The 18,878-nt window shown below is 61.5% G+C and carries 19 protein-coding genes; 12 read left to right on the top strand and 7 right to left on the bottom strand.

Annotated features, from left to right (window positions below; all coding sequences use genetic code 11):
• Nucleotides 1–124: 124 nt before the first annotated feature.
• The 6 genes from QEO92_RS25900 to QEO92_RS25875 form a co-directional block, all read right to left on the bottom strand.
• On the bottom strand, nt 125–457 hold the full coding sequence (locus QEO92_RS25900; RefSeq protein ID WP_052182868.1) for a flagellar basal body-associated FliL family protein: 333 nt from the start codon (nt 455–457) through the stop codon (nt 125–127).
• A 79-nt stretch (nt 458–536) separates the two neighbouring features.
• Nucleotides 537–1,487: a 2-hydroxyacid dehydrogenase gene (locus tag QEO92_RS25895; protein ID WP_227704932.1), complete on the bottom strand. Its 951-nt coding sequence runs from the start codon at nt 1,485–1,487 to the stop codon at nt 537–539.
• 17 nt (nt 1,488–1,504) lie between these two features.
• The gene (locus QEO92_RS25890; RefSeq protein WP_227704931.1) at nt 1,505–3,133 is read right to left on the bottom strand and encodes an ABC transporter ATP-binding protein; all 1,629 of its coding nucleotides are present in this window, start codon (nt 3,131–3,133) and stop codon (nt 1,505–1,507) included.
• A gap of 4 nt (nt 3,134–3,137) precedes the next feature.
• Nucleotides 3,138–4,283, bottom strand: coding sequence for an ABC transporter permease (locus tag QEO92_RS25885; RefSeq protein ID WP_037151483.1), 1,146 nt, complete (start codon nt 4,281–4,283; stop codon nt 3,138–3,140).
• Entirely contained in the window at nt 4,283–5,365 is a 1,083-nt protein-coding gene (locus tag QEO92_RS25880) for a microcin C ABC transporter permease YejB (RefSeq protein WP_227704930.1), read from the bottom strand. The genes QEO92_RS25885 and QEO92_RS25880 overlap by 1 nt, the downstream gene beginning before the upstream one ends.
• 146 nt (nt 5,366–5,511) lie before the next feature.
• The gene (locus QEO92_RS25875; protein WP_227704929.1) at nt 5,512–7,350 is read right to left on the bottom strand and encodes an extracellular solute-binding protein; all 1,839 of its coding nucleotides are present in this window, start codon (nt 7,348–7,350) and stop codon (nt 5,512–5,514) included.
• 197 nt (nt 7,351–7,547) lie between these two features.
• On the opposite strand from QEO92_RS25875, the gene mepA reads away from it, so the two are divergent.
• From mepA to QEO92_RS25840, 7 genes are all read left to right on the top strand, one after another.
• A complete protein-coding gene (gene mepA, locus QEO92_RS25870) occupies nt 7,548–8,603 on the top strand; it encodes a penicillin-insensitive murein endopeptidase (protein ID WP_407721970.1) in 1,056 nt (351 codons plus the stop codon).
• A gap of 119 nt (nt 8,604–8,722) precedes the next feature.
• Complete coding sequence (locus QEO92_RS25865; protein ID WP_037151501.1) at nt 8,723–9,103, top strand: methylglyoxal synthase; 381 nt, start codon at nt 8,723–8,725, stop codon at nt 9,101–9,103.
• Nucleotides 9,104–9,111: 8 nt separating this feature from the next.
• Nucleotides 9,112–10,134 carry a glucokinase gene (locus QEO92_RS25860; protein ID WP_037151505.1) on the top strand — a complete coding sequence of 341 codons (1,023 nt, stop codon included), beginning with the start codon at nt 9,112–9,114 and terminating at the stop codon, nt 10,132–10,134.
• A gap of 61 nt (nt 10,135–10,195) precedes the next feature.
• The gene (locus QEO92_RS25855; RefSeq protein ID WP_037151508.1) at nt 10,196–10,543 is read left to right on the top strand and encodes a hypothetical protein; all 348 of its coding nucleotides are present in this window, start codon (nt 10,196–10,198) and stop codon (nt 10,541–10,543) included.
• Between the two features lie 193 nt (nt 10,544–10,736).
• Complete coding sequence (locus QEO92_RS25850; protein WP_227704928.1) at nt 10,737–12,521, top strand: ABC transporter ATP-binding protein; 1,785 nt, start codon at nt 10,737–10,739, stop codon at nt 12,519–12,521.
• Between the two features lie 23 nt (nt 12,522–12,544).
• Nucleotides 12,545–13,366: a 4-hydroxy-tetrahydrodipicolinate reductase gene (dapB, locus tag QEO92_RS25845; protein ID WP_227704927.1), complete on the top strand. Its 822-nt coding sequence runs from the start codon at nt 12,545–12,547 to the stop codon at nt 13,364–13,366.
• 22 nt (nt 13,367–13,388) lie between these two features.
• Complete coding sequence (locus QEO92_RS25840) at nt 13,389–14,024, top strand: 2,3-bisphosphoglycerate-dependent phosphoglycerate mutase (RefSeq protein WP_227704926.1); 636 nt, start codon at nt 13,389–13,391, stop codon at nt 14,022–14,024.
• A 62-nt stretch (nt 14,025–14,086) separates the two neighbouring features.
• Here QEO92_RS25840 and phnF read toward each other — a convergent pair whose 3' ends face one another.
• Nucleotides 14,087–14,827 carry a phosphonate metabolism transcriptional regulator PhnF gene (phnF, locus tag QEO92_RS25835; RefSeq protein ID WP_037151518.1) on the bottom strand — a complete coding sequence of 247 codons (741 nt, stop codon included), beginning with the start codon at nt 14,825–14,827 and terminating at the stop codon, nt 14,087–14,089.
• Nucleotides 14,828–14,910: 83 nt separating this feature from the next.
• On the opposite strand from phnF, the gene phnG reads away from it, so the two are divergent.
• The 5 genes from phnG (at nt 14,911) to phnK (ending at nt 18,873) form a co-directional block, all read left to right on the top strand.
• Nucleotides 14,911–15,384 (top strand): phosphonate C-P lyase system protein PhnG, encoded by a 474-nt coding sequence (phnG, locus tag QEO92_RS25830; protein ID WP_037151521.1) that lies wholly within the window; start codon nt 14,911–14,913, stop codon nt 15,382–15,384.
• On the top strand, nt 15,384–15,986 hold the full coding sequence (phnH, locus tag QEO92_RS25825) for a phosphonate C-P lyase system protein PhnH (RefSeq protein WP_227704925.1): 603 nt from the start codon (nt 15,384–15,386) through the stop codon (nt 15,984–15,986). The genes phnG and phnH overlap by 1 nt, the downstream gene beginning before the upstream one ends.
• A gap of 93 nt (nt 15,987–16,079) precedes the next feature.
• Entirely contained in the window at nt 16,080–17,186 is a 1,107-nt protein-coding gene (locus QEO92_RS25820; RefSeq protein ID WP_227704924.1) for a carbon-phosphorus lyase complex subunit, read from the top strand.
• Complete coding sequence (locus QEO92_RS25815) at nt 17,183–18,064, top strand: alpha-D-ribose 1-methylphosphonate 5-phosphate C-P-lyase PhnJ (RefSeq protein ID WP_227704923.1); 882 nt, start codon at nt 17,183–17,185, stop codon at nt 18,062–18,064. The genes QEO92_RS25820 and QEO92_RS25815 overlap by 4 nt, the downstream gene beginning before the upstream one ends.
• Before the next feature lie 32 nt (nt 18,065–18,096).
• Complete coding sequence (phnK, locus tag QEO92_RS25810; protein ID WP_227704922.1) at nt 18,097–18,873, top strand: phosphonate C-P lyase system protein PhnK; 777 nt, start codon at nt 18,097–18,099, stop codon at nt 18,871–18,873.
• Nucleotides 18,874–18,878 lie beyond the last annotated feature (5 nt).

Below are 18,878 nucleotides of genomic sequence, written 5' to 3'. Positions count from 1 at the left end.
GCCTGAGATGCATTCGGAGGCAACGGCTGATCAACCTCCGGCAGTTTTATCGAAAAAAATGCCGAGGAAGTCCAGAACACAATTCGGCCGCGAAGATCGCGGCCGAGAGACTCTATCCTGGCTGTCAGTTGTTGGCCGGCGCGTTGCCTGCGGGCGGCGTGGGTGCCGGCGGATTGGCCGGATCGGCAGAGGGTGCTGCGTCCGGATTCTGCGGCGCCGTGCTTCCCGCAGGTGGCGTTGCCGTCTGTTCAGGCGGAGGCGCAGTGGTTTCCCCCCACCATTCGGCACCGCCCCAAGCGAGCATCGCCAGGATGAGACCCGCAATCAGCACCATCAGGACGGGAAAACCCCTTCGCCCCTGGCGGGCTTCGGTCGGGCTCATCGGTTCCTCTACCGGCGAGCCGATGGGGTTCGGATGACGCTTCTCGGGGCCTTTTGGATCGGGACGGGTATCCATGAATTCGCTCCTTGTCCGAGCCGGACTACCCCGGCCCATGGACAAGAAACGGCTGGCGGATGCGAATGTTCCGGCGCGCCTAGTAGCCGGTCCTGCGGTCCACCACGTGCTGAAGAGGTTGACCCGCTTCATGCCGCTCCATCTGGGCCTCGGCATTGCGGAACAGGGCCCTGACATCGGAAGCCGAAGCTGCATGCGGCGTGACGATGACATTTTCCATCGCCCAATAGGGGCTGTCGGTCGGTAAAGGCTCCTGCTCGAAAACGTCAAGCGAAGCGCCGCCGAGGATGCCTTTCCCGAGCGCTGCAGCAAGATCGGCATCTACCTGGCTGCCACCGCGACCGGCATTGATGAAGACGGGCCTGCCAAGCGCGCCGCCTTGCCGAAGCTTTGCGAAAAGCGACGCATCGAAGATGCCGCGGGTATCCGGCGTCAACGGCAGGAGGCCGACGAGAATGTCCGTCCTCGCCAGAAAGGCGTCCAGCTCGCCGCTGTCGAATGTTTCGACACCTTCGATCGTCTTCCTGCTGCGCGACCATCCGATCACGTCGAAGCCCATGACCTTCAGCTTTTTCACGGAATCCTGGCCAAGCACCCCGAGCCCCATGACCCCCACGGTGAGATCCTTCGCCTCCGGCTGCGAAAGCTCGCGCCAGTGGTGTTCGCGCTGCTGTTTCAGATAGGCCGGCGCCTGCCGCAGATGGCTCAGGCATTGCAGCACGACCCACTCGCTCATCCGGGTGGTCAGGCTCTCGTCGACGAAACGAACGATCGGGATGTCCGGCAGGTTCGGCATGGACAGGATGTGATCGACACCCGCACCGCCCGAAAAGAGAACTTCCAGCTTCGGCGCGCGCTCAAAGAGGTTCGGTTCCGGTTTCCAGATGACTGCGTAACGTGCTTCCGAAAGATCGAGGTCTGGATCCGAGGCATGCAGCACCGTCCGGCCGGGAAAGGCACTGGCGAGTGCGGCATCCACCTCGCGGCGTTCGAACTTGAGATCGATGACGACCGGTTTTTTCGCAGACATGAGCTTACCCTTGACGATTATTGGCTGACGGCGCCGGTCTCGACGGCTTCGAGATTGAAGGCGGCCGCCATCAGCGCACGGGTATAATCCTCCTTCGGCGCACGGAAAATCCGCTCCGACGGCCCTGCCTCCACCACCTTGCCGAGTCGCATGACGATGACATGGTTGGCGAGCGCCTTCACGACCTTGAGGTCGTGACTGATGAAGAGATAGGCGAGATCGTGTTTCTTCTGCAGGTCGCGAAGCAGGTCGACCACCTGCGCCTGCACGGTCATATCCAGCGCCGAAGTGGGTTCATCGAGCATCACGAAACGCGGCTTCAGAACCATGGCGCGGGCAATCGCTATGCGCTGCCGCTGGCCGCCGGAAAACTCGTGCGGATACCGCCAGCGCGTGGCGGGGTCGAGACCCACTTCCGTCAGCGCCCAGGCGACACGCTCGTCGCGTTCGTCGGCAGAAAGAGCTCGCTCGTGCACCTTCAACCCCTCCGCGACGATATCGCCCACCGACATGCGCGGGCTGAGCGATCCATAAGGGTCCTGGAAGACCACCTGCAGCCGATCGCGGAACGGCCGCATTTCCTTGAACGAGAACTGATCGATCTGGTTGCCGATGAAGACAATGCGCCCTTGCGAGGAGATAAGGCGGGCAAGCGCCAATCCAAGCGTCGTCTTGCCGGAGCCGGATTCGCCTACGACACCCAGCGTTTCGCCGGCGCGCAGTGTCAGATCGACACCATCCACAGCCTTCACGTGATCGACGACCTTGCGCAACAGCCCTGCCTTGATGGGGAACCAGACGCGGATGTCCTTGCCTTCCATGACCACCGGTTTCGAAGGATCAGCCTGCGGCGGCTCGCCCCTCGGCTCGGAAGCGAGCAGATGGCGCGTATAGGTATGCTGCGGATTAGTGAAAACGTCTTCGACCGCCCCGGCTTCGACGATCTTGCCCTTGGTCATGACGCAGACACGGTCCGCGAACTTGCGAACGATGCCGAGGTCATGGGTGATGAACAGCATGGACATGCCATGCTCACCCTTGAGACCCCGCAGAAGATCGAGAATCTGCGCCTGTACCGTGACGTCGAGCGCCGTCGTCGGTTCATCCGCGATCAGGAGCTTCGGACGGTTGGCGAGCGCCATGGCGATCATCATGCGCTGGCGCTGTCCGCCGGAAAGCTCGTGCGGATAAGCCTTCAGCCGCTTTTCCGGCTCACGGATGCCGACCTGGTTCAGAAGTTCCAGAATGCGGATGCGGGCCGCTTGCCCGGTGATGCCCTGATGCAGTTCGAGTATTTCGCCGATCTGCTTCTCGATCGCGTGTAGCGGATTGAGCGAGGTCATCGGCTCCTGGAAGATCATGGTAACATCGTTGCCGCGCACGCGGCGCAATTCAGGCTCGGAAGCTTTGAGCAGATCCCTGCCCTCGAACAGGATTTCCCCCGAAGGATGGCTGGCGGACGGATAGGGCAGCAGTTTCAGGATGGAGTTCGCCGTCACCGACTTGCCGGAACCGGATTCGCCGACCAGTGCCAGGACTTCCCCCGGCCGGATATCGAAGGAAACCCCATCGACGGCAAGGGTGGTGTCTGTGCCCTGATGAAAGGCGACGGAGAGATTGCGGACGGAGAGCAAAGGATCAGTCATCGGCTCACCCGAACGTCTTTCTGGGATCGAAGGCATCGCGCACCGCTTCCCCGATGAAGATCAGCAGCGACAGCATGATCGACATGGTGAAGAAGGCCGTGAAACCCAGCCATGGCGCCTGGAGATTGTTCTTGCCCTGCGAGATCATTTCCCCAAGCGAGGGCGAACCGGGCGGCAGGCCAAACCCGAGGAAATCCAGCGAGGTCAGCGTCGCGATCGAACCGGACAGGATAAACGGCAGGAAGGTCAGGGTCGCCACCATGGCATTCGGCAAGAGATGCCGGTACATAATCGTCCAGTTGCCGACGCCGAGCGCCCGCGCAGCCCTGACATATTCGAAATTGCGCGCCCTGAGGAATTCGGCACGCACCACGCCGACGAGGCTGACCCACGAGAAGAGCAGCAGGATGCCAAGCAGGATGAAGAAGCCGGGCGGCAGGATCGAAGCGATGATCAGTAGGATGTAGAGAACCGGCATGGCGGACCATATTTCGATGAAACGCTGCATCAAAAGGTCGGTCCAGCCGCCGAAATAGCCCTGCACCGCGCCAGCGGCGACCCCGACGATCGCCGAACAGATGGTGAGCGCCAGCCCGAATAGAACAGAGATGCGGAAGCCGTAGATCATGCGGGCGGTGACATCGCGCGCCTGATCGTCGGTACCGAGCCAGTTGAGGTTGCCGAGAGTGCAATTCGGGTCCTGATCGCCCTGCGGATAGGCCTTGCAGCGATCACCCTTCTCCATCAGCCAGAAGGGCTTGGTCGGAGCTGAATGCGGGATGTTGGAATTGACCGTCTGGTAGGAATAGCGGATGGGGGGCCAGATCATCCAGCCGTTCGCCTCGATTTCCTGCTGGATATAGTCGGAGCGGTAGTCGGTCGTCGCCAGGAAACCGCCGAACTTTTCCTCCGGATAATCGACAAAGACCGGATAGAGGATTTCGCCCTTGTAGGAGGCGATGATCGGCCGGTCGTTCGCAATGAATTCGGCCAGCAAGCTGAGCACGAAAAGGACCATGAATAGCCAGAAGGACCAGAAGCCGCGCTTGTTGGCACGGAAGTTGGCAAGCCGGCGCTTGTTGGTCGGCGACAGGAACGGCCGCTTGCGCGGAGGTGCCAGAGGTGTCGTCGTAACGGCGGACGCTTCCATCACACGTCCCTCCGTTCGAAATCGATACGTGGATCTATCCAGGTATAGATGAGATCGGAAATGAGGTTCACCACCAGACCGATCAGCGAGAAGATGTAGAGCGTGCCGAAGACAATCGGATAGTCGCGATTGATGATCGAGAGGTAGCCGAGCCGCCCGAGTCCATCCAGCGAGAAGATGTTCTCGATCAGCAGCGAACCGGTGAAGAAAGCGGAGATGAAAGCCCCGGGAAAGCCGGCAATGACGATCAGCATGGCGTTGCGGAATACGTGACCATAAAGCACCTGCCGTTCGTTGAGGCCCTTGGCGCGCGCAGTCGTCACATATTGTTTCTTGATCTCGTCGATGAAGGAATTCTTGGTCAGAAGCGTCGTGGTGGCGAAGGCCGAGAGCGACAGCGCGATCAGCGGCAGGGTCAGGTGCCAGAAATAGTCGACGATCTTCTGCCACCAGGAAAGCTCGGCAAAGTTATCGGACACAAGGCCGCGTAGCGGGAACCAATCCAGGAACGAGCCGCCGGCAAAAAGCACGATCAGCAGGATGCCGAACAGAAAGCTCGGAATAGCGTAGCCGATGATGATGATACCGGAAGTCCAGACGTCGAAGGTCGACCCGTCCTTCACCGCCTTGCGGATGCCGAGCGGAATCGAGATCACGTAGGAAATGATCAGAATCCAGAAACCGAGCGAGATCGACACCGGCAACTTGTCGATGATGAGGTCGAGAACGGACGTGTTTCGGAAGAAGCTCTCGCCGAAATCGAAGCGGATATAATTCCACAACATGTCGACGAAGCGCGTCAGCGGCGGCTTGTCGAAACCGAATTGTTGCTCCAGCTTCTTGATGAATTCCGGATCGAGGCCCTGGGCGCCGCGATAGCGGCTTTCTTCACCACCGCCCTGGACCGCGAGATCGTTGCTGCCGCCGGAAAGCCGGTCGCCGGTATCCTGGCCCTGGATCTGGGCAATGATCTGCTCGACAGGGCCGCCGGGCGCGAACTGCACGACGAGGAAGGAAATCGCCATGATGCCGACAATGGTCGGGATCATCAGCAGGAGACGGCGGAGGATATAGGCGCCCATCAGAATTCCCTGCCAGACGCTACGAGCTTTGCCTCACCGCGTATCTCAGCGCAAATCAAATGGCTTTTCCCTCGTTCTCTCTTGCGAATCATCGGGCTCATTTGGAACAGGTGCCGGTGGCCGGCGCAAGCCCGCGCTCCATACCTTCACTTCGCGGCGGCTTTGGACGACCAAATATCGGGAAAGCCGATGCCGTATTCCGGCAGCTTTTCCGGATGCGTTATGCGGTTCCAATAGGCAATTTTCGCCTCGCCGGAATAGAAGAGCGGAATGACATAGTGGTTGGCCAGGAGTACGCGGTCCATCGCCCTGACGGCGGCAACCTGTTCTTCCCGGTCGGTCGTGAAGACGATCTTGCGGATCAACGTGTCGACCGCCGGATCGGCAATGCCCGCATAGTTGCGCGAGCCCTGACGATCCACGGATTCTGAACCCCAATATTCCGACTGTTCATTGCCGGGGTTCATGGTCTGCGCCCAAATGCCCCATATCATGTCGTAATCGAAGCTCCTGACGCGATTGATATATTGCGAGGCATCGACCGTGCGGATGCGGGCCTCGACACCGATCTTCTTCAGGCTGGCTACGTACGGGTTGACGGATCGCTCGAACGACGGGCTGTTGAGCAATATCTCGAAGCTCATCGGTCGGCCTGTCTTCACATTGACCATGCGATTGCCCTTCAGCTCCCAGCCGGCCTCCTTGAACAGGTTGACGGCGGTGCGGAGGTTGTCGCGCACCTTGTTCGGATCGCCACCGACGGGATTGGTATAGGGCGTGGTGAAGACTTCCGGCGGAACCTTGTCTTTCAGCTCCTGCAGGATCGCCAGCTCGCGGCCTTGCGGCAGACCCGAGGAGGCGAGTTCGGTGCCCCAGAAGAAGCTATCGACGCGCTTCAAGCCACCATAAGCGAGGTTTTTGTTCATATCCTCGAAGTCGAAGGCGTAATTCAGCGCTTCGCGCACCCGCGCGTCCTTGAAGATTTCGCGGCGCATGTTCGGCACCATCGCCTGCATGACGCCGGTGGCCTTGAAGGGATTGGTCAGCGCTTCCTTCGTGATCCGGCCGTCCTTCACCGCGTCGAAATCATAACGGGTCGCCCAGCGGCTCGAACTGTTCTCCTGACGGTAATCGATCGTGCCGGCGCGGAAGGCTTCGAATTCCACGTCGGAGTCGGCGAAATAGGTGTAGCTGACCGTCCGGAAATTGTACTGGCCGATATTGATCGGCAGGTTCTTGCCCCAGTAATCATCCCGCAACTCATAGCGGATGGTCGAACCGGGCTGGATGGATGCAATCTTGTAAGGCCCCGACCCCATCGGCGGCTCGAGCGTGGTGCGGGAAATATCGCGCTGTTTGCCCTGCGCATCCTTGCCCTCCCACCAGTGCTTCGGCAGAACCGGAAAATCGCCGACGATGGAGGGCAGTTCGCGGTTGTTCTTTTCGTCGAAACGGAAGGTCACCTCGCGCTCGCCGGTCTTTTCCACGCCGGTGACGTGGCGGTAATAGCCGGAATAAAAGGCACTATGCTCCTTCAGCTTCTCCATGCTGAAGATCACGTCTTCCGGCGTGACCGGCTGGCCATCCGCCCATTTTGCCTCCTGCCTCAGCCGGAAGGTGACCGAAGACATGTCGTCCGGATAGGACACAGCCTCGGCCAGAAGACCATAGGTACCGAAAACCTCGTCCTCCGACCGCTTCATGAGCGTGTCATAAATTATGCCGGCGCCCGCAGCCACTGCGCCACGGTCGATCACGGGATTGAGGTTGTCGAAAGTGCCTTCGTCGCCGAGGCGCAATTCGCCGGCCTTCGGCGCATTCGCGTCGACATAGGGGAGTTGCTTGAAGTCTTCCGGCAGTTCCAGGTCGCCGATGACAGCCATGCCGTGGCGCCATTTCGGTTCCTGGGCCGTCGTTGCCGATGCCACAAGAACAGTCGTCGCGAGAACGACTGCAAACCCCATCTTCAGCCGGGCGAAGATCATCCATAACCCCTTATTGGTTTGTTTGTTGCGGTGAAGCATAGGGCAAAAGCAGGCAAAAAACAGGAGTTGACCACTCACATCCATTTTATCCGCTTCGGAAATCGCGTGAAATTGCCGCTTCCGGCCTGATCTCCATTTCACCAAAATCTTGTTTCACGGTAGATTCGAAGCCATCGGGTGATTTGCGGCGGACGGGCATGACTTTGATTTCGGGTACAATTCTGCGGCTGACCATGGCCGCTTTCCTTTGCGGTACATTCACCGGGCCCACGACGGCTCAGGAAGCGACACCGGCAAAGCAGCTTTTCGGCGCCGCGAAGCTTCCAAGCGCCGCCGACGCCGAGCCCCTCGGTTTCTACGCCAAGGGCTGCATGTCCGGCGCAGTTGCGCTGCCCACCGACGGGCCGACCTGGCAGGCCATGCGCCTTTCGCGCAACCGCCGCTGGGGCAATCCCGAAATGATCGCGCTTCTGGAGCAATTCTCCCGCGACGCCGCTAAGCTCGGCTGGGGATCGGGCATCCTCGTCGGCGACATTTCGCAACCCCGCGGCGGTCCGATGCTTTCCGGCCATTCCTCGCACCAGATCGGCCTCGATGCGGATGTCTGGTTCACCCCGAAGCCATCGCAGCCGCTTTCGCCGCAGGAGCGCGAAAGTATGCCCTTCACCTCCATGCTCGACAAGAGCAAGTTCCTCACCGTGGATCCGAAGAAATGGACGAACACCCATGCGCGGGTGGTCATGCAGGCGGCAAGCTATCCGCAGGTGGAACGCGTCTTCGTCAATCCGGCGATCAAGAAGAAGCTCTGCGAGACCTGGACCGGCGATCGCAGCCTGCTCGGCAAGGTGCGGCCGATCTACGGCCATGACGAACATTTCCACATCCGCATTTCCTGTCCGCCGGGTTCCGCGAGCTGCCGGAAGCAGGCTGCGGTACCGAAGGACGACGACTGCAGCAGCAAGGCGTTTGCCTGGTGGTTCACCAAGGAGCCATGGGCGCCGCCGAAGCCCGATCCGAACAAGAAGCCGGTCAAACCGCGCCCGGTCACCCTGTCCGACCTTCCGAAAGCCTGTGCGGCCGTGCTTGCCTCCTCCTCGCGTTCCGAAGACGAAGCGACCTTCGGCGGCAGCGCCATGGCCTACACCGATCAGCCGGCCGCACCCTCGCCCGTGAAAAACATCGAGGCGATCATCAACGATCCGCCCGTCGCCGCCGCCAATGTGCCGATTCCTGTGCCGCGCCCGCTACAATAATCATTGAACAGGCCGGCGGTTGAAAGCGCCGGCCCCTCCTCCACCTTCCCAAGGATGATCTGGCACGCTAGAACGCGTTGCAAATCGATTGAAAGTCGCTTTCGGGAAGGATGCCCCTCATGTCGGCCACAGCCTGCATCGCGCTGATCGCGCACGATCAGAAGAAGGACGACATGGCCGATTTTGCCCGCCATCATCAGGACGCGCTCGCCCGTTTCCGCATCGTCGCGACCGGCACGACGGGCGGGCGGGTCCAGGACGCCTGCCCGGAGCTTGAGGTCACCAGGCTGAAGAGCGGCCCGCTCGGCGGCGATCAGCAGATCGGCGCGATGATCGCCACCGGCGAAGTCGATATGCTGATCTTCTTCATCGACCCCTTGAGCGCGCTGCCCCATGACGTCGACGTGAAGGCGCTGACGCGACTTGCGACCGTCTACGATATACCCATGGCACTCAACCGTGCTACAGCCGAAAAACTCATCGACTTTCAGAAGGACTGAGCTCCCCGATGGCCGATAGCATGAAGACCGACAAACTGCCCTTTCCGATCCTGATCGGCGATATCGGAGGGACGAACGCCCGCTTTTCGATCCTGATCGACGCCTATGCCGAGCCGAAGCCCTTCCCACATGTCCGCACCGCCGATTATGCCACGATCGATGACGCGATCCAGACGGTCGTGCTGGACAAGACTTCGGTGCAGCCGCGTTCGGCAATCCTTGCCGTTGCCGGGCCGATCGACGGTGACGAGATCGACCTGACCAATTGCGACTGGATCGTCCGCCCGAAGATGATGATCGCCAATCTCGGCTTCGAGGACGTGCTGGTCGTCAACGACTTCGAGGCGCAGGCGCTCGCGATCGCCGCGCTGCCGGAGGAATATCGCGAAGCGCTAGGCCCCAATGACGAGCCGCATCTCGCCTCCCGCGTCGTGCTAGGCCCCGGAACAGGACTCGGCGTCGCAGGCCTCGTCTACGCCCGGCACATGTGGTTTCCGGTTCCCGGCGAGGGAGGGCATGTGGATGTCGGGCCCCGTTCGGAGCGTGATTTCGAGATCTTTCCGCATCTCAGGAGGATCGAAGGCCGCGTTTCCGCCGAAGAGATATTGAGCGGCCGCGGCGTCGTGAACATCTATCAAGCTGTCTGTGCGGCCGATGGGCTGGAGCCGGCGTTTTCCGATCCCGCCGATATCACGGCGCATGGCCTCAACGGCGCGAACCCGCAGGCGGTCGAAACGCTTGCGCTTTTTGCCACCTATCTCGGCCGCGTGGCGGGCGACATGGCGCTCATCTTCATGGCCCGCGGCGGCGTCTATCTCGCCGGCGGCATCTCGCAGAAGATCATCCCGGCGCTGAAAGGCCCGGAATTCCGCACAGCGTTCGAGGACAAGGCACCGCATACCGAGCTGATGCGCACGATCCCCACCTTCGTGGTCACCCATCCGCAGGCGGCTCTCGCCGGGCTTGCAAGCTTTGCCCGCACGCCCTCCGCCTATGGGATCTCCATGGATGGCCGTCGCTGGCTTAAATGACCTCTTGCCTTCCCTCCGATTTTGATGGAGACGGTATCCACTATTTGGGGGCATTATCTTCATGTTTTCTAATATTTTTCGTAATTTGGGCGTTGTCGTCATTTGCATAGGTCTCGCGAGTTGCACGACCGAAAAGGAGTTCAAGGAGCTTGCGGCAGCGCTGAAATCGAATCCGGGATTGCGGGCGAAAGCTGTCGAAAAATGCGTCGGCAAACCGATCGATTGGAATGCCGAAATGCGTGAAGCACTCGGATGGTTCGCCAATAGTGCCGATGCGAAGACCCCTCGGATCGTCTGCCAGCGGTACGTCAATGCCATCGCTTCCGGTCGGCTAAGCTACAAAGACGTGCGGAGCTTCAGCCAAGGCGAACTCACTCCCACCATGGCCCGGGTTCTTCGCGGTTCGTAAGGAACAACGCGGAACCAAACCCGGCGCTGGCCTGCAAGGATCATAATTACACAAGCCGCCGATTTTGGTCTCGGCCCATGCCGGAATGCAACAGCACACTCGAATCTGGGACCTGCCGCTTTCAAAAGCGTTCCTGAGCGTTTAATACGCCCCGCACGGATATCGCATCTTTAAAGCCGGTACGGGAAAACCTTTGAAAGCTGCCAAGGACAAAAGACACCATATCGATTCGGGCACAGCCGCCAGCGTTCTAAAACGCGTCATCGCTGAGAATGGCAAGGATCACGTTCGTGGCTACATCTTTGCGATTCTGTGTCTCGTGGCGATGTCGCTTTCCACCGCTTTCACCGCCTGGATCATGGAGTCGGTCGTCAACGAGGCCTTCGCCAACAAGCGAGCCGATATCGTATGGTGGATCTGCGGCTCGATTTTCCTGGCGTTTCTGCTTCGCGGCTTTGCGACTTATGGTCAGGCCGTTACTCTCTCGAAAATCGGCAACAACATCGTCGCCAGATATCAGCAGCGCATTTATAGACACCTCATGGCGCTCTCGGTCGGCTTTTTCGCCGAAAAGCGCTCGGCCCAGCTTGCAGCTCAGCTCAACCAGAATATCTCCGGCATCCGCGACGTGCTGAACCTGACGGTTACGTCTACGGCGCGCGACCTGCTAACGCTCATTGCCTTGATCGCTGTCATGGTTTCCAAGGATTGGGTTCTGTCGCTGATCGTGTTCGCCGTTGCTCCGCCGCTTCTTTATGCCCTGCGCTATGTTTCACGACGTCTTCGCGCAGCAACGCGGGAGTCGGTGGAAGTCAACAGCCAGGTGCTCGGCGCCATGCAGGAGACAATCCAGGGAATTACCGTCGTCAAGGCGTTTACCATGGAGGATGAGCTCAACCGCAAGGTCAATCGCATCATCGACACGGCGGAACGTCGCAGCAACCGCATAGCCCGGCTTTCGGAGCGCACGTCGCCATTGACCGAGACTTTTGCAGGCCTCGCTATTTCCAGCGTAGTCGCCTATGCGGCCTTCCGCTCGATCTATGACAATATCCCGCCCGGAGCTTTCTTCGCCTTTGTGGCGGCGCTCCTGATGGCCTACGACCCGGCCCGGCGGCTTGCCAAAATGCAAGTCCAGATCGAACGCGCGGTTGTAAACGCCCGAATGATCTATGATTTGCTCGACATGCAACCGCACCAGCGGGAAAAGCCGGGCGCCAAGGATCTCGTCGTTAAGGATGCCCGCGTCGAACTGCAAGGCGTCACCTTCTCCTATGCCAATGGCGGCCCGATTCTTCAGGGTGTCGATATCGTCGCCGAGGGCGGAAAGACGACCGCGCTGGTCGGTCAATCGGGAGCCGGCAAATCGACGATCATCAACCTCATCCCGCGCTTCTACGACCCGACGGAAGGCCGCATCCTGATCGACGGACAGGACATCGCCGACGTCACCAGGCAATCGCTACGCCGCCAGCTCGCCTATGTCTCGCAGCAGCCCTATCTCTTCGAGGGCTCGATCCGCGACAATATCCGCTACGGTCGGCCGGATGCGACCGATCAGGAAGTCGAGGAAGCCGCGCGGCTTGCCTATGCGCATGACTTCATCCTCACGCAGCCCATGGGCTATGAAACGCCGGTCGGCGAAAACGGCATGACGCTTTCCGGCGGCCAGCGGCAGCGCCTTTCGATCGCCCGGGCACTGGTGCGCAACGCACCCATCCTGCTTCTCGACGAGGCCACGTCCGCGCTCGACAACGAATCCGAAGCCGCCGTCCAGAAAGCGCTCGATACGGCCATGCGCGGCCGCACCGTGATCGTCATCGCCCATCGTCTTTCGACCGTTGTCAAGGCCGACAAGATCATCGTCATGCATGAAGGCCGCGTCGTGGAGGAAGGTACCCACGATGTGCTTGCACAGCGCAAGGACGGTCTTTACGCTCGGCTCAACAATCTGCAATCGCCTGAAAAGCGCATCTGACGAAACTAGGGACTACGTCGCACATGGCCGCAAATGACATGAGACTGGTGGTGGTCGGCGCGGCGGGCCGGATGGGCCAAGCCCTGATTCGGGTTATCCATGAAACCGAGGGCGTGACGCTGCATGCGGCGGTGGGACGCGAGGGGTCGGCATTCATCGGCAAGGACGCGGGCGAGATCGCGGGTGTCGGCCCGCTCGGCGTGCCCGTGAGCACCGATCCGCTGCAGGCCTTTCTCGATGCCGAAGGCGTGCTCGATTTCACCACCCCGGCAACAAGCGTCACATTCGCCGGCCTCGCCGCCCAGGCCCGTATCGTCCATATCATCGGAACGACCGGCTGCTCGATCGAGGACGAGGAGAAATTCAAGGCCGCCGCCCGTCATGCGCGCGTCGTCAAGTCCGGCAATATGAGCCTCGGGGTCAACCTGCTTGGCGTGCTTACCGAACAGGCGGCGAGAGCCCTTCCCGCAACGGGATGGGATATCGAGGTTATGGAAATGCATCACAAGCACAAGGTCGATGCACCGTCCGGGACGGCGCTGCTGCTCGGCGAAGCGGCGGCCAAGGGGCGCGGGATCGATCTGGCAAGCCAGTCCGTCAGGGTCCGCGATGGCCATACCGGGGCACGCCCTGTCGGCACGATCGGCTTTGCGACGCTTCGCGGCGGTTCGGTCGTCGGCGACCATTCCGTCATCCTTGCCGGCGAAGGCGAACTCGTCACGCTGTCGCACAGCGCGCGCGACCGCTCCATCTTCGCGCGTGGCGCGGTTGCGGCTGCGCTCTGGGCGCGCGACAAGAAGCCCGGCTTTTATTCCATGCTCGACGTGCTCGGGCTTTCCCGCTGAACTTTCCGGAGGATTTCTTTTCATGAGCGGCACCCTCGTCCTTGTCCGTCACGGCCAGAGCGACTGGAATCTCAAAAACCTGTTCACCGGCTGGCGTGACGTCGATCTCACCCCGCTCGGCATCCAGGAAGCCGAGACGGGCGGGCAGGCGCTCGCCGACACTGGCATCAAGTTCGATATCGCCTTCACATCGGCGCTGAAGCGCGCCCAGGAAACCTGCCGCATCGTGCTTGAAAAGGTCGGCCAGCCTGACCTCGAAACGATCCGCGACCAGGCGCTCAACGAACGCGACTACGGCGATCTTTCCGGCCTCAACAAGGATGACGCCCGCGCCAAATGGGGCGAGGAGCAGGTGCATGTCTGGCGCCGCTCCTATGACGTGCCGCCGCCGGGCGGCGAGAGCCTGCGGGACACCGGCGCCCGCGTCTGGCCCTATTACATGACGGAGATCCTGCCGCGCGTACTGCGAGGAGAGACGGTTCTCGTCGCCGCACACGGCAATTCCCTGCGTGCGCTGGTAATGGTGCTCGATCGGCTCAGCAAGGAAGAGATCCTGAAGCTCAACCTCGCGACCGGCGTGCCGATGGTCTACAAGCTCAACCCCGACTCGACAGTCGCCTCCAAGCAGGTTCTAGGCGACATGTCCGGCGCGCACTGACATCGAGCGCCGCTTCTTCTATTCTGGATGCCGGCCTTTGTTTCGTACGGGGGCCGGCGTTTTCAATTCGCGATCGTGAACTGGACCATATCCGCCGGAAAACGGCTGACGGCATACTGCACGGGCACCCCGTCCGGATCGACGTTCAACGCCCGGGCGACGAGGATGATGGCCCCCGGCGACAATTGCAGGTCGGCAAGGTCTGCCCCATCCGCATGGGTTGCGGTGATCTCCGTCGAAAAGCGCCAGTAATCGGAAAGGCCGAGTGCCTGAAAGGCCGCAGTGATCGAACCACTGGCCTCATAAGCCTCCTTCATTCCGGCGAAACGGCCGGCCGGGAACCAGTTGGTCGAGCGCGAGACCGGTCGCCGGTCGGCCTTTCTCAGCGTTTCCAGCCGGATGACCGGAGCACCCTCTGCAATGCGCAGGCTTGCGGCAAGAGCGGCCGATGCCGGCTCCTCCGCCGAGCTCAACAGCAAGCCTTCCTTTTTCCGCGCCTGATCGCCGATACCCTCCGTGAAACGGGTACGCTGGGAGATCGGGAAATTCAAACGCTCCTTGCGCTCGATCAGCGTGCCGCGTCCCTGCATGGCACGGACGATGCCCTCCTGGGCCAGCGCCGCAAGCGCGCTCCTCACCGTATGGCGGTTTACGCCGAACTGGGCGGCCAGCACCATCTCGGGCGGCACCATGCCGGTCGCGTCGTATTCACCGTTGGCGATCGAAGCCCGGATGCGATCGGCGATCTGCCGCCAAAGCGCCACGCCATTCTGCCGTTGGACGTTTATCTGTCCCACATCCATGTCACACGCTTGTTATATCCGAGAGTTATGAATAATATGATTTGTATGGTTGTCTATATTAATAGACATTTGAGGGCTTGGCAATGGACCTAGCAAAACAAATCGAGGCGAGTGAAGAAATGGCCGGACGCCGCCGCGCGGCCAACCTCCTCGCGCGCGCAAAGACGGTCGAACTGAACACCGCCTGGGAGGAGCTTCCGACAAAACCGGATGTGAAGCCCGTGCGAGGGCCGGAGACCGGGCTCGTCATGGTGCGCGGGCGCATCGGCGGCGGCGGCGCCCCCTTCAACCTCGGCGAGGCGACGGTGACCCGCGCAACGGTGCTGCTCGCATCCGGCACGGCGGGCCACGCGCAAGCGCTCGGGACCGATAAGGAAAAGGCGCGGCTTGCCGCCGTGTTCGACGCGCTCTGGCAGGAAGCGGAGACGCGCGCTTTCGTGGAGGCCGCTTTGCTTGCCCCCATAGAGACACGCATTGCCGCGGAGGACCGGCAAAAGGCGGAGGAGACCGCAGCAACCCGGGTCGATTTCTTCACAATGGTACGGGGGGAGGATTGATGAGCATCAAGCCGCAAGCGTTTTCCGGCGGGTTCGGTGAACCGGTATTCGAATCCCAGAGCATGTTCCGCCTGCTGATGGACGGCATGGCGCGGCCGGGGATGATCCGCACCGTGAGCTCCGATGTCGGCCAGCCTGAACCTCTGGGAGGAGCGGCAGGCGCAATCGCGCTGACCCTCTGCGACCACGAGACGCCGGTCTGGCTGAGCGCCGGCCTTGCAAAATCCTCCGTCGGCGAATGGATGGTGTTCCACACTGGCGCGCCGGTTACCCGCGAGAAAGCGGAGGCCCGGTTCGCGTTCGTCGAGGCTGGCGCAACGCTCGCCTCCTTCGGCCTGTTTGCCGCCGGCACTCAGGAATATCCGGACCGTTCCACGACGCTGATGATCGAGGTCGCAGCTCTCGACGAGGGCCAGCAGCTTACACTGACCGGCCCCGGCATCCAGGACGCCACGACCGCCAGGGTCAGAGGACTTCCCGACGTTTTTCCGAGACTGTGGGCCGAGAACCGGGCGCTCTTCCCGCGCGGCATCGACGTCATCCTGACGGCCGGCAAGACCCTGTTGTGCCTGCCGCGAACGACCAAGATCGCAGTCCAGTGAACGGGTGTCTGATTTTTCAGCCCCTGAGGCAGAGTGACCAACCCTTTCCGGCATCTAGCGGGGATGCCGGACGATGGGCAGGAGAGTGAAACCATGTATGTTGCCGTCAAGGGTGGCGAGGCCGCCATCAATAACGCTCACGAGTTGCTGGCCGACCGGCGCCGGGGCGACCGCTCCCTTCCTTCCGTCACCATCGGTCAGATCATCGAGCAACTCGGGCTTGCCGTCGACCGGGTGATGGCAGAAGCTTCGCTCGATGATCGGGCGCTCGCAGCCCTTGCCGTCCGGCAGTCACGCGGTGACCTGATCGAGGCGATCTTCCTCCTGCGTGCCTATCGCACGACACTGCCTCGTTTCGGCGCTTCTGTTCCTCTCGATACCGCAACCATGAAAGTCGAGCGACGCATCTCGGCGACCTACAAGGATCTGCCGGGCGGCCAGCTTCTCGGGCCTACCTTCGATTACACGCACCGCCTGCTCGACCCCTCGCTGCTCGCCGACGAGCCGGTCGATGAGCCGAAGCGGAAGGATGCTTCGGATGAACGCATCATGCGGGTTTCCGACATCCTTGCCCATGAAGGCCTGATCGAGCCGGACGGTGAGTTTCCCGCGGATCATCAGGCCGGTGACCTGACGCGGGAACCGATGGAATTTCCGATGAGCCGGGACCTGCGCCTGCAGGCGCTTGCCCGCGGCGACGAGGGTTTTCTGCTCGCCCTCGGCTATTCCACCCAGCGCGGCTACGGCCGAAACCACCCGTTCGTCGGCGAAATCCGCATCGGCGAAGTGGAGGTGGAAATGGAGGTCGCGGAACTCGGCTTTGCCGTCTCGCTCGGGCGCATCCGCGTCACCGAATGCCAGATGGTCAACCAGTTCAAGGGCTCCTCCAAGGCGCCGCCGCAGTTCACCCGCGGCTACGGCCTGGTCTTCGGCCAGAGCGAACGCAAGGCGATGTCTATGTCGCTGGTCGACCGCGCGTTGCGTGCCGAGGAGCTTGGCGAAGACATCACCGCGCCGGCCCAGGACGAGGAATTCGTCATCTCCCATTCGGACAACGTGCAGGCCACCGGCTTTGTCGAACACCTGAAGCTTCCGCACTACGTCGACTTCCAGGCGGAACTCGCTCTGGTGCGCAAGATGCGCGCCGATATCGAAGCCGCCCGCAACAGCGGCAAGGACCTGCAGGAGGCTGCCGAGTGACCGACCTCGCCACCTATAACTTCGCCTATCTCGACGAGCAGACGAAGCGGATGATCCGCCGCGCGATCCTGAAGGCAATCGCCATCCCCGGCTACCAGGTGCCCTTCGCCTCCCGCGAAATGCCGATGCCCTATGGCTGGGGTACCGGCGGCGTGCAGGTGACCGCCTCGATCATCGGCCCCGACGACGTCTTGAAGGTGATCGACCAGGGCGCCGACGACACGACCAACGCGGTTTCGATCCGTGCCTTCTTCCAGAAGGTCGCGAACGTCGCCGTCACCACGCATACCAAGGATGCGACGATCATCCAGACGCGCCACCGCATTCCCGAGCAGAAGCTCGCCGAAGGCCAGATCCTCGTCTATCAGGTGCCGATCCCGGAGCCGCTGCGCTTCCTCGAACCGCGCGAGACCGAGACGCGCAAGATGCACGCGCTGGAGGAATACGGGCTCATGCATGTGAAGCTCTACGAGGACATCGCGCATAACGGCCGCATCTCGAAGACCTATGCCTATCCGGTGAAGGTCGCCGGGCGCTACGTCATGGACCCGTCGCCAACGCCGAAATTCGACAATCCGAAAATGCATCTGTCGGAAGCGTTGCAGCTTTTCGGCGCCGGCCGCGAGAAGCGCATTTATGCCGTGCCGCCCTATACCGACGTAGTGAGCCTTGATTTCGAAGACTATCCGTTCGAGATCCAGAAATTCGAACAGCCCTGTGCGCTCTGCGGCGCCGGGGGCGTCTATCTCGACGAGGTGGTGCTCGACGACAAGGGCGGCCGCATGTTCGTCTGCTCCGACACCGACCATTGCGAGGAACGCCGCGAACACGGCCATGCCGGCGCGATGCTGGCGCCCAACAAAGAGGCAGCAGAATGACCGGATGCGTCGGCATTCAAGGACAATACGCCATGACCGATACCCCCCTCCTCAAAGTCAGCGGCGTTTCGAAATTCTATGGCAGCCGCATCGGCTGCAAGGATGTTTCCTTCGAGCTCTGGCCGGGCGAAGTGCTCGCCATCGTCGGAGAATCCGGCTCGGGCAAGACGACGCTCCTGAATTGCCTTTCGACCCGGCTGATCCCGACGACCGGCAGCGTCGAATACCGCATGCGCGACGGCAATTTCCGCGACCTCTACCACATGGGCGAGGCGGAGCGCCGCTTCCTGATGCGCACGGATTGGGGCTTCGTGCACCAGAACCCGGCCGACGGGCTGCGCATGACGGTCTCCGCCGGCGCCAATGTCGGCGAGCGGCTGATGGCGGTCGGCGACCGGCATTACGGCAAGATCCGCGAGACGGCGAGCGACTGGCTCGCCCGCGTCGAAATTTCGACCGACCGCATCGACGACCAGCCGCGCGCTTTTTCCGGCGGCATGCGCCAGCGCCTTCAGATCGCCCGCAATCTCGTCACCCATCCCCGCCTCGTCTTCATGGACGAGCCGACCGGAGGGCTCGATGTTTCCGTGCAGGCCCGCCTGCTCGACCTGGTGCGCGGCCTCGTCAACGACCTTGGCCTGTCGGCGATCGTCGTCACCCATGATCTTGCAGTCGCACGCCTGCTGTCGCACCGGATGATGGTGATGAAGGACGGCCACGTGATCGAGCATGGGCTGACCGACCGGGTGCTCGACGACCCGCGCGAGCCCTATACGCAGTTGCTCGTCTCTTCCATTCTTCAGGTCTGAGGAGA

The organism is Neorhizobium petrolearium (genome assembly GCF_029854435.1).
Classification (GTDB): Bacteria; Pseudomonadota; Alphaproteobacteria; order Rhizobiales; family Rhizobiaceae; genus Neorhizobium; species Neorhizobium petrolearium.
Note: the sequence above shows the minus strand (reverse complement) of the source record. Positions and strands in the feature narration are given on the sequence as shown.

What these genes read in the sequence shown, in the direction of transcription:
- QEO92_RS25900 (WP_052182868.1), bottom strand. Translation starts at nt 457, where the DNA reads ATGGATACCCGTCCCGATCCAAAAGGCCCCGAGAAGCGTCATCCGAAC.
- QEO92_RS25895 (WP_227704932.1), bottom strand. Translation starts at nt 1,487, where the DNA reads ATGTCTGCGAAAAAACCGGTCGTCATCGATCTCAAGTTCGAACGCCGC.
- QEO92_RS25890 (WP_227704931.1), bottom strand. Translation starts at nt 3,133, where the DNA reads ATGACTGATCCTTTGCTCTCCGTCCGCAATCTCTCCGTCGCCTTTCAT.
- QEO92_RS25885 (WP_037151483.1), bottom strand. Translation starts at nt 4,283, where the DNA reads ATGGAAGCGTCCGCCGTTACGACGACACCTCTGGCACCTCCGCGCAAG.
- QEO92_RS25880 (WP_227704930.1), bottom strand. Translation starts at nt 5,365, where the DNA reads ATGGGCGCCTATATCCTCCGCCGTCTCCTGCTGATGATCCCGACCATT.
- QEO92_RS25875 (WP_227704929.1), bottom strand. Translation starts at nt 7,350, where the DNA reads ATGATCTTCGCCCGGCTGAAGATGGGGTTTGCAGTCGTTCTCGCGACG.
- mepA (WP_407721970.1), top strand. Translation starts at nt 7,548, where the DNA reads ATGACTTTGATTTCGGGTACAATTCTGCGGCTGACCATGGCCGCTTTC.
- QEO92_RS25865 (WP_037151501.1), top strand. Translation starts at nt 8,723, where the DNA reads ATGTCGGCCACAGCCTGCATCGCGCTGATCGCGCACGATCAGAAGAAG.
- QEO92_RS25860 (WP_037151505.1), top strand. Translation starts at nt 9,112, where the DNA reads ATGGCCGATAGCATGAAGACCGACAAACTGCCCTTTCCGATCCTGATC.
- QEO92_RS25855 (WP_037151508.1), top strand. Translation starts at nt 10,196, where the DNA reads ATGTTTTCTAATATTTTTCGTAATTTGGGCGTTGTCGTCATTTGCATA.
- dapB (WP_227704927.1), top strand. Translation starts at nt 12,545, where the DNA reads ATGGCCGCAAATGACATGAGACTGGTGGTGGTCGGCGCGGCGGGCCGG.
- QEO92_RS25840 (WP_227704926.1), top strand. Translation starts at nt 13,389, where the DNA reads ATGAGCGGCACCCTCGTCCTTGTCCGTCACGGCCAGAGCGACTGGAAT.
- phnF (WP_037151518.1), bottom strand. Translation starts at nt 14,827, where the DNA reads ATGGATGTGGGACAGATAAACGTCCAACGGCAGAATGGCGTGGCGCTT.
- phnG (WP_037151521.1), top strand. Translation starts at nt 14,911, where the DNA reads ATGGACCTAGCAAAACAAATCGAGGCGAGTGAAGAAATGGCCGGACGC.
- phnH (WP_227704925.1), top strand. Translation starts at nt 15,384, where the DNA reads ATGAGCATCAAGCCGCAAGCGTTTTCCGGCGGGTTCGGTGAACCGGTA.
- QEO92_RS25820 (WP_227704924.1), top strand. Translation starts at nt 16,080, where the DNA reads ATGTATGTTGCCGTCAAGGGTGGCGAGGCCGCCATCAATAACGCTCAC.
- phnK (WP_227704922.1), top strand. Translation starts at nt 18,097, where the DNA reads ATGACCGATACCCCCCTCCTCAAAGTCAGCGGCGTTTCGAAATTCTAT.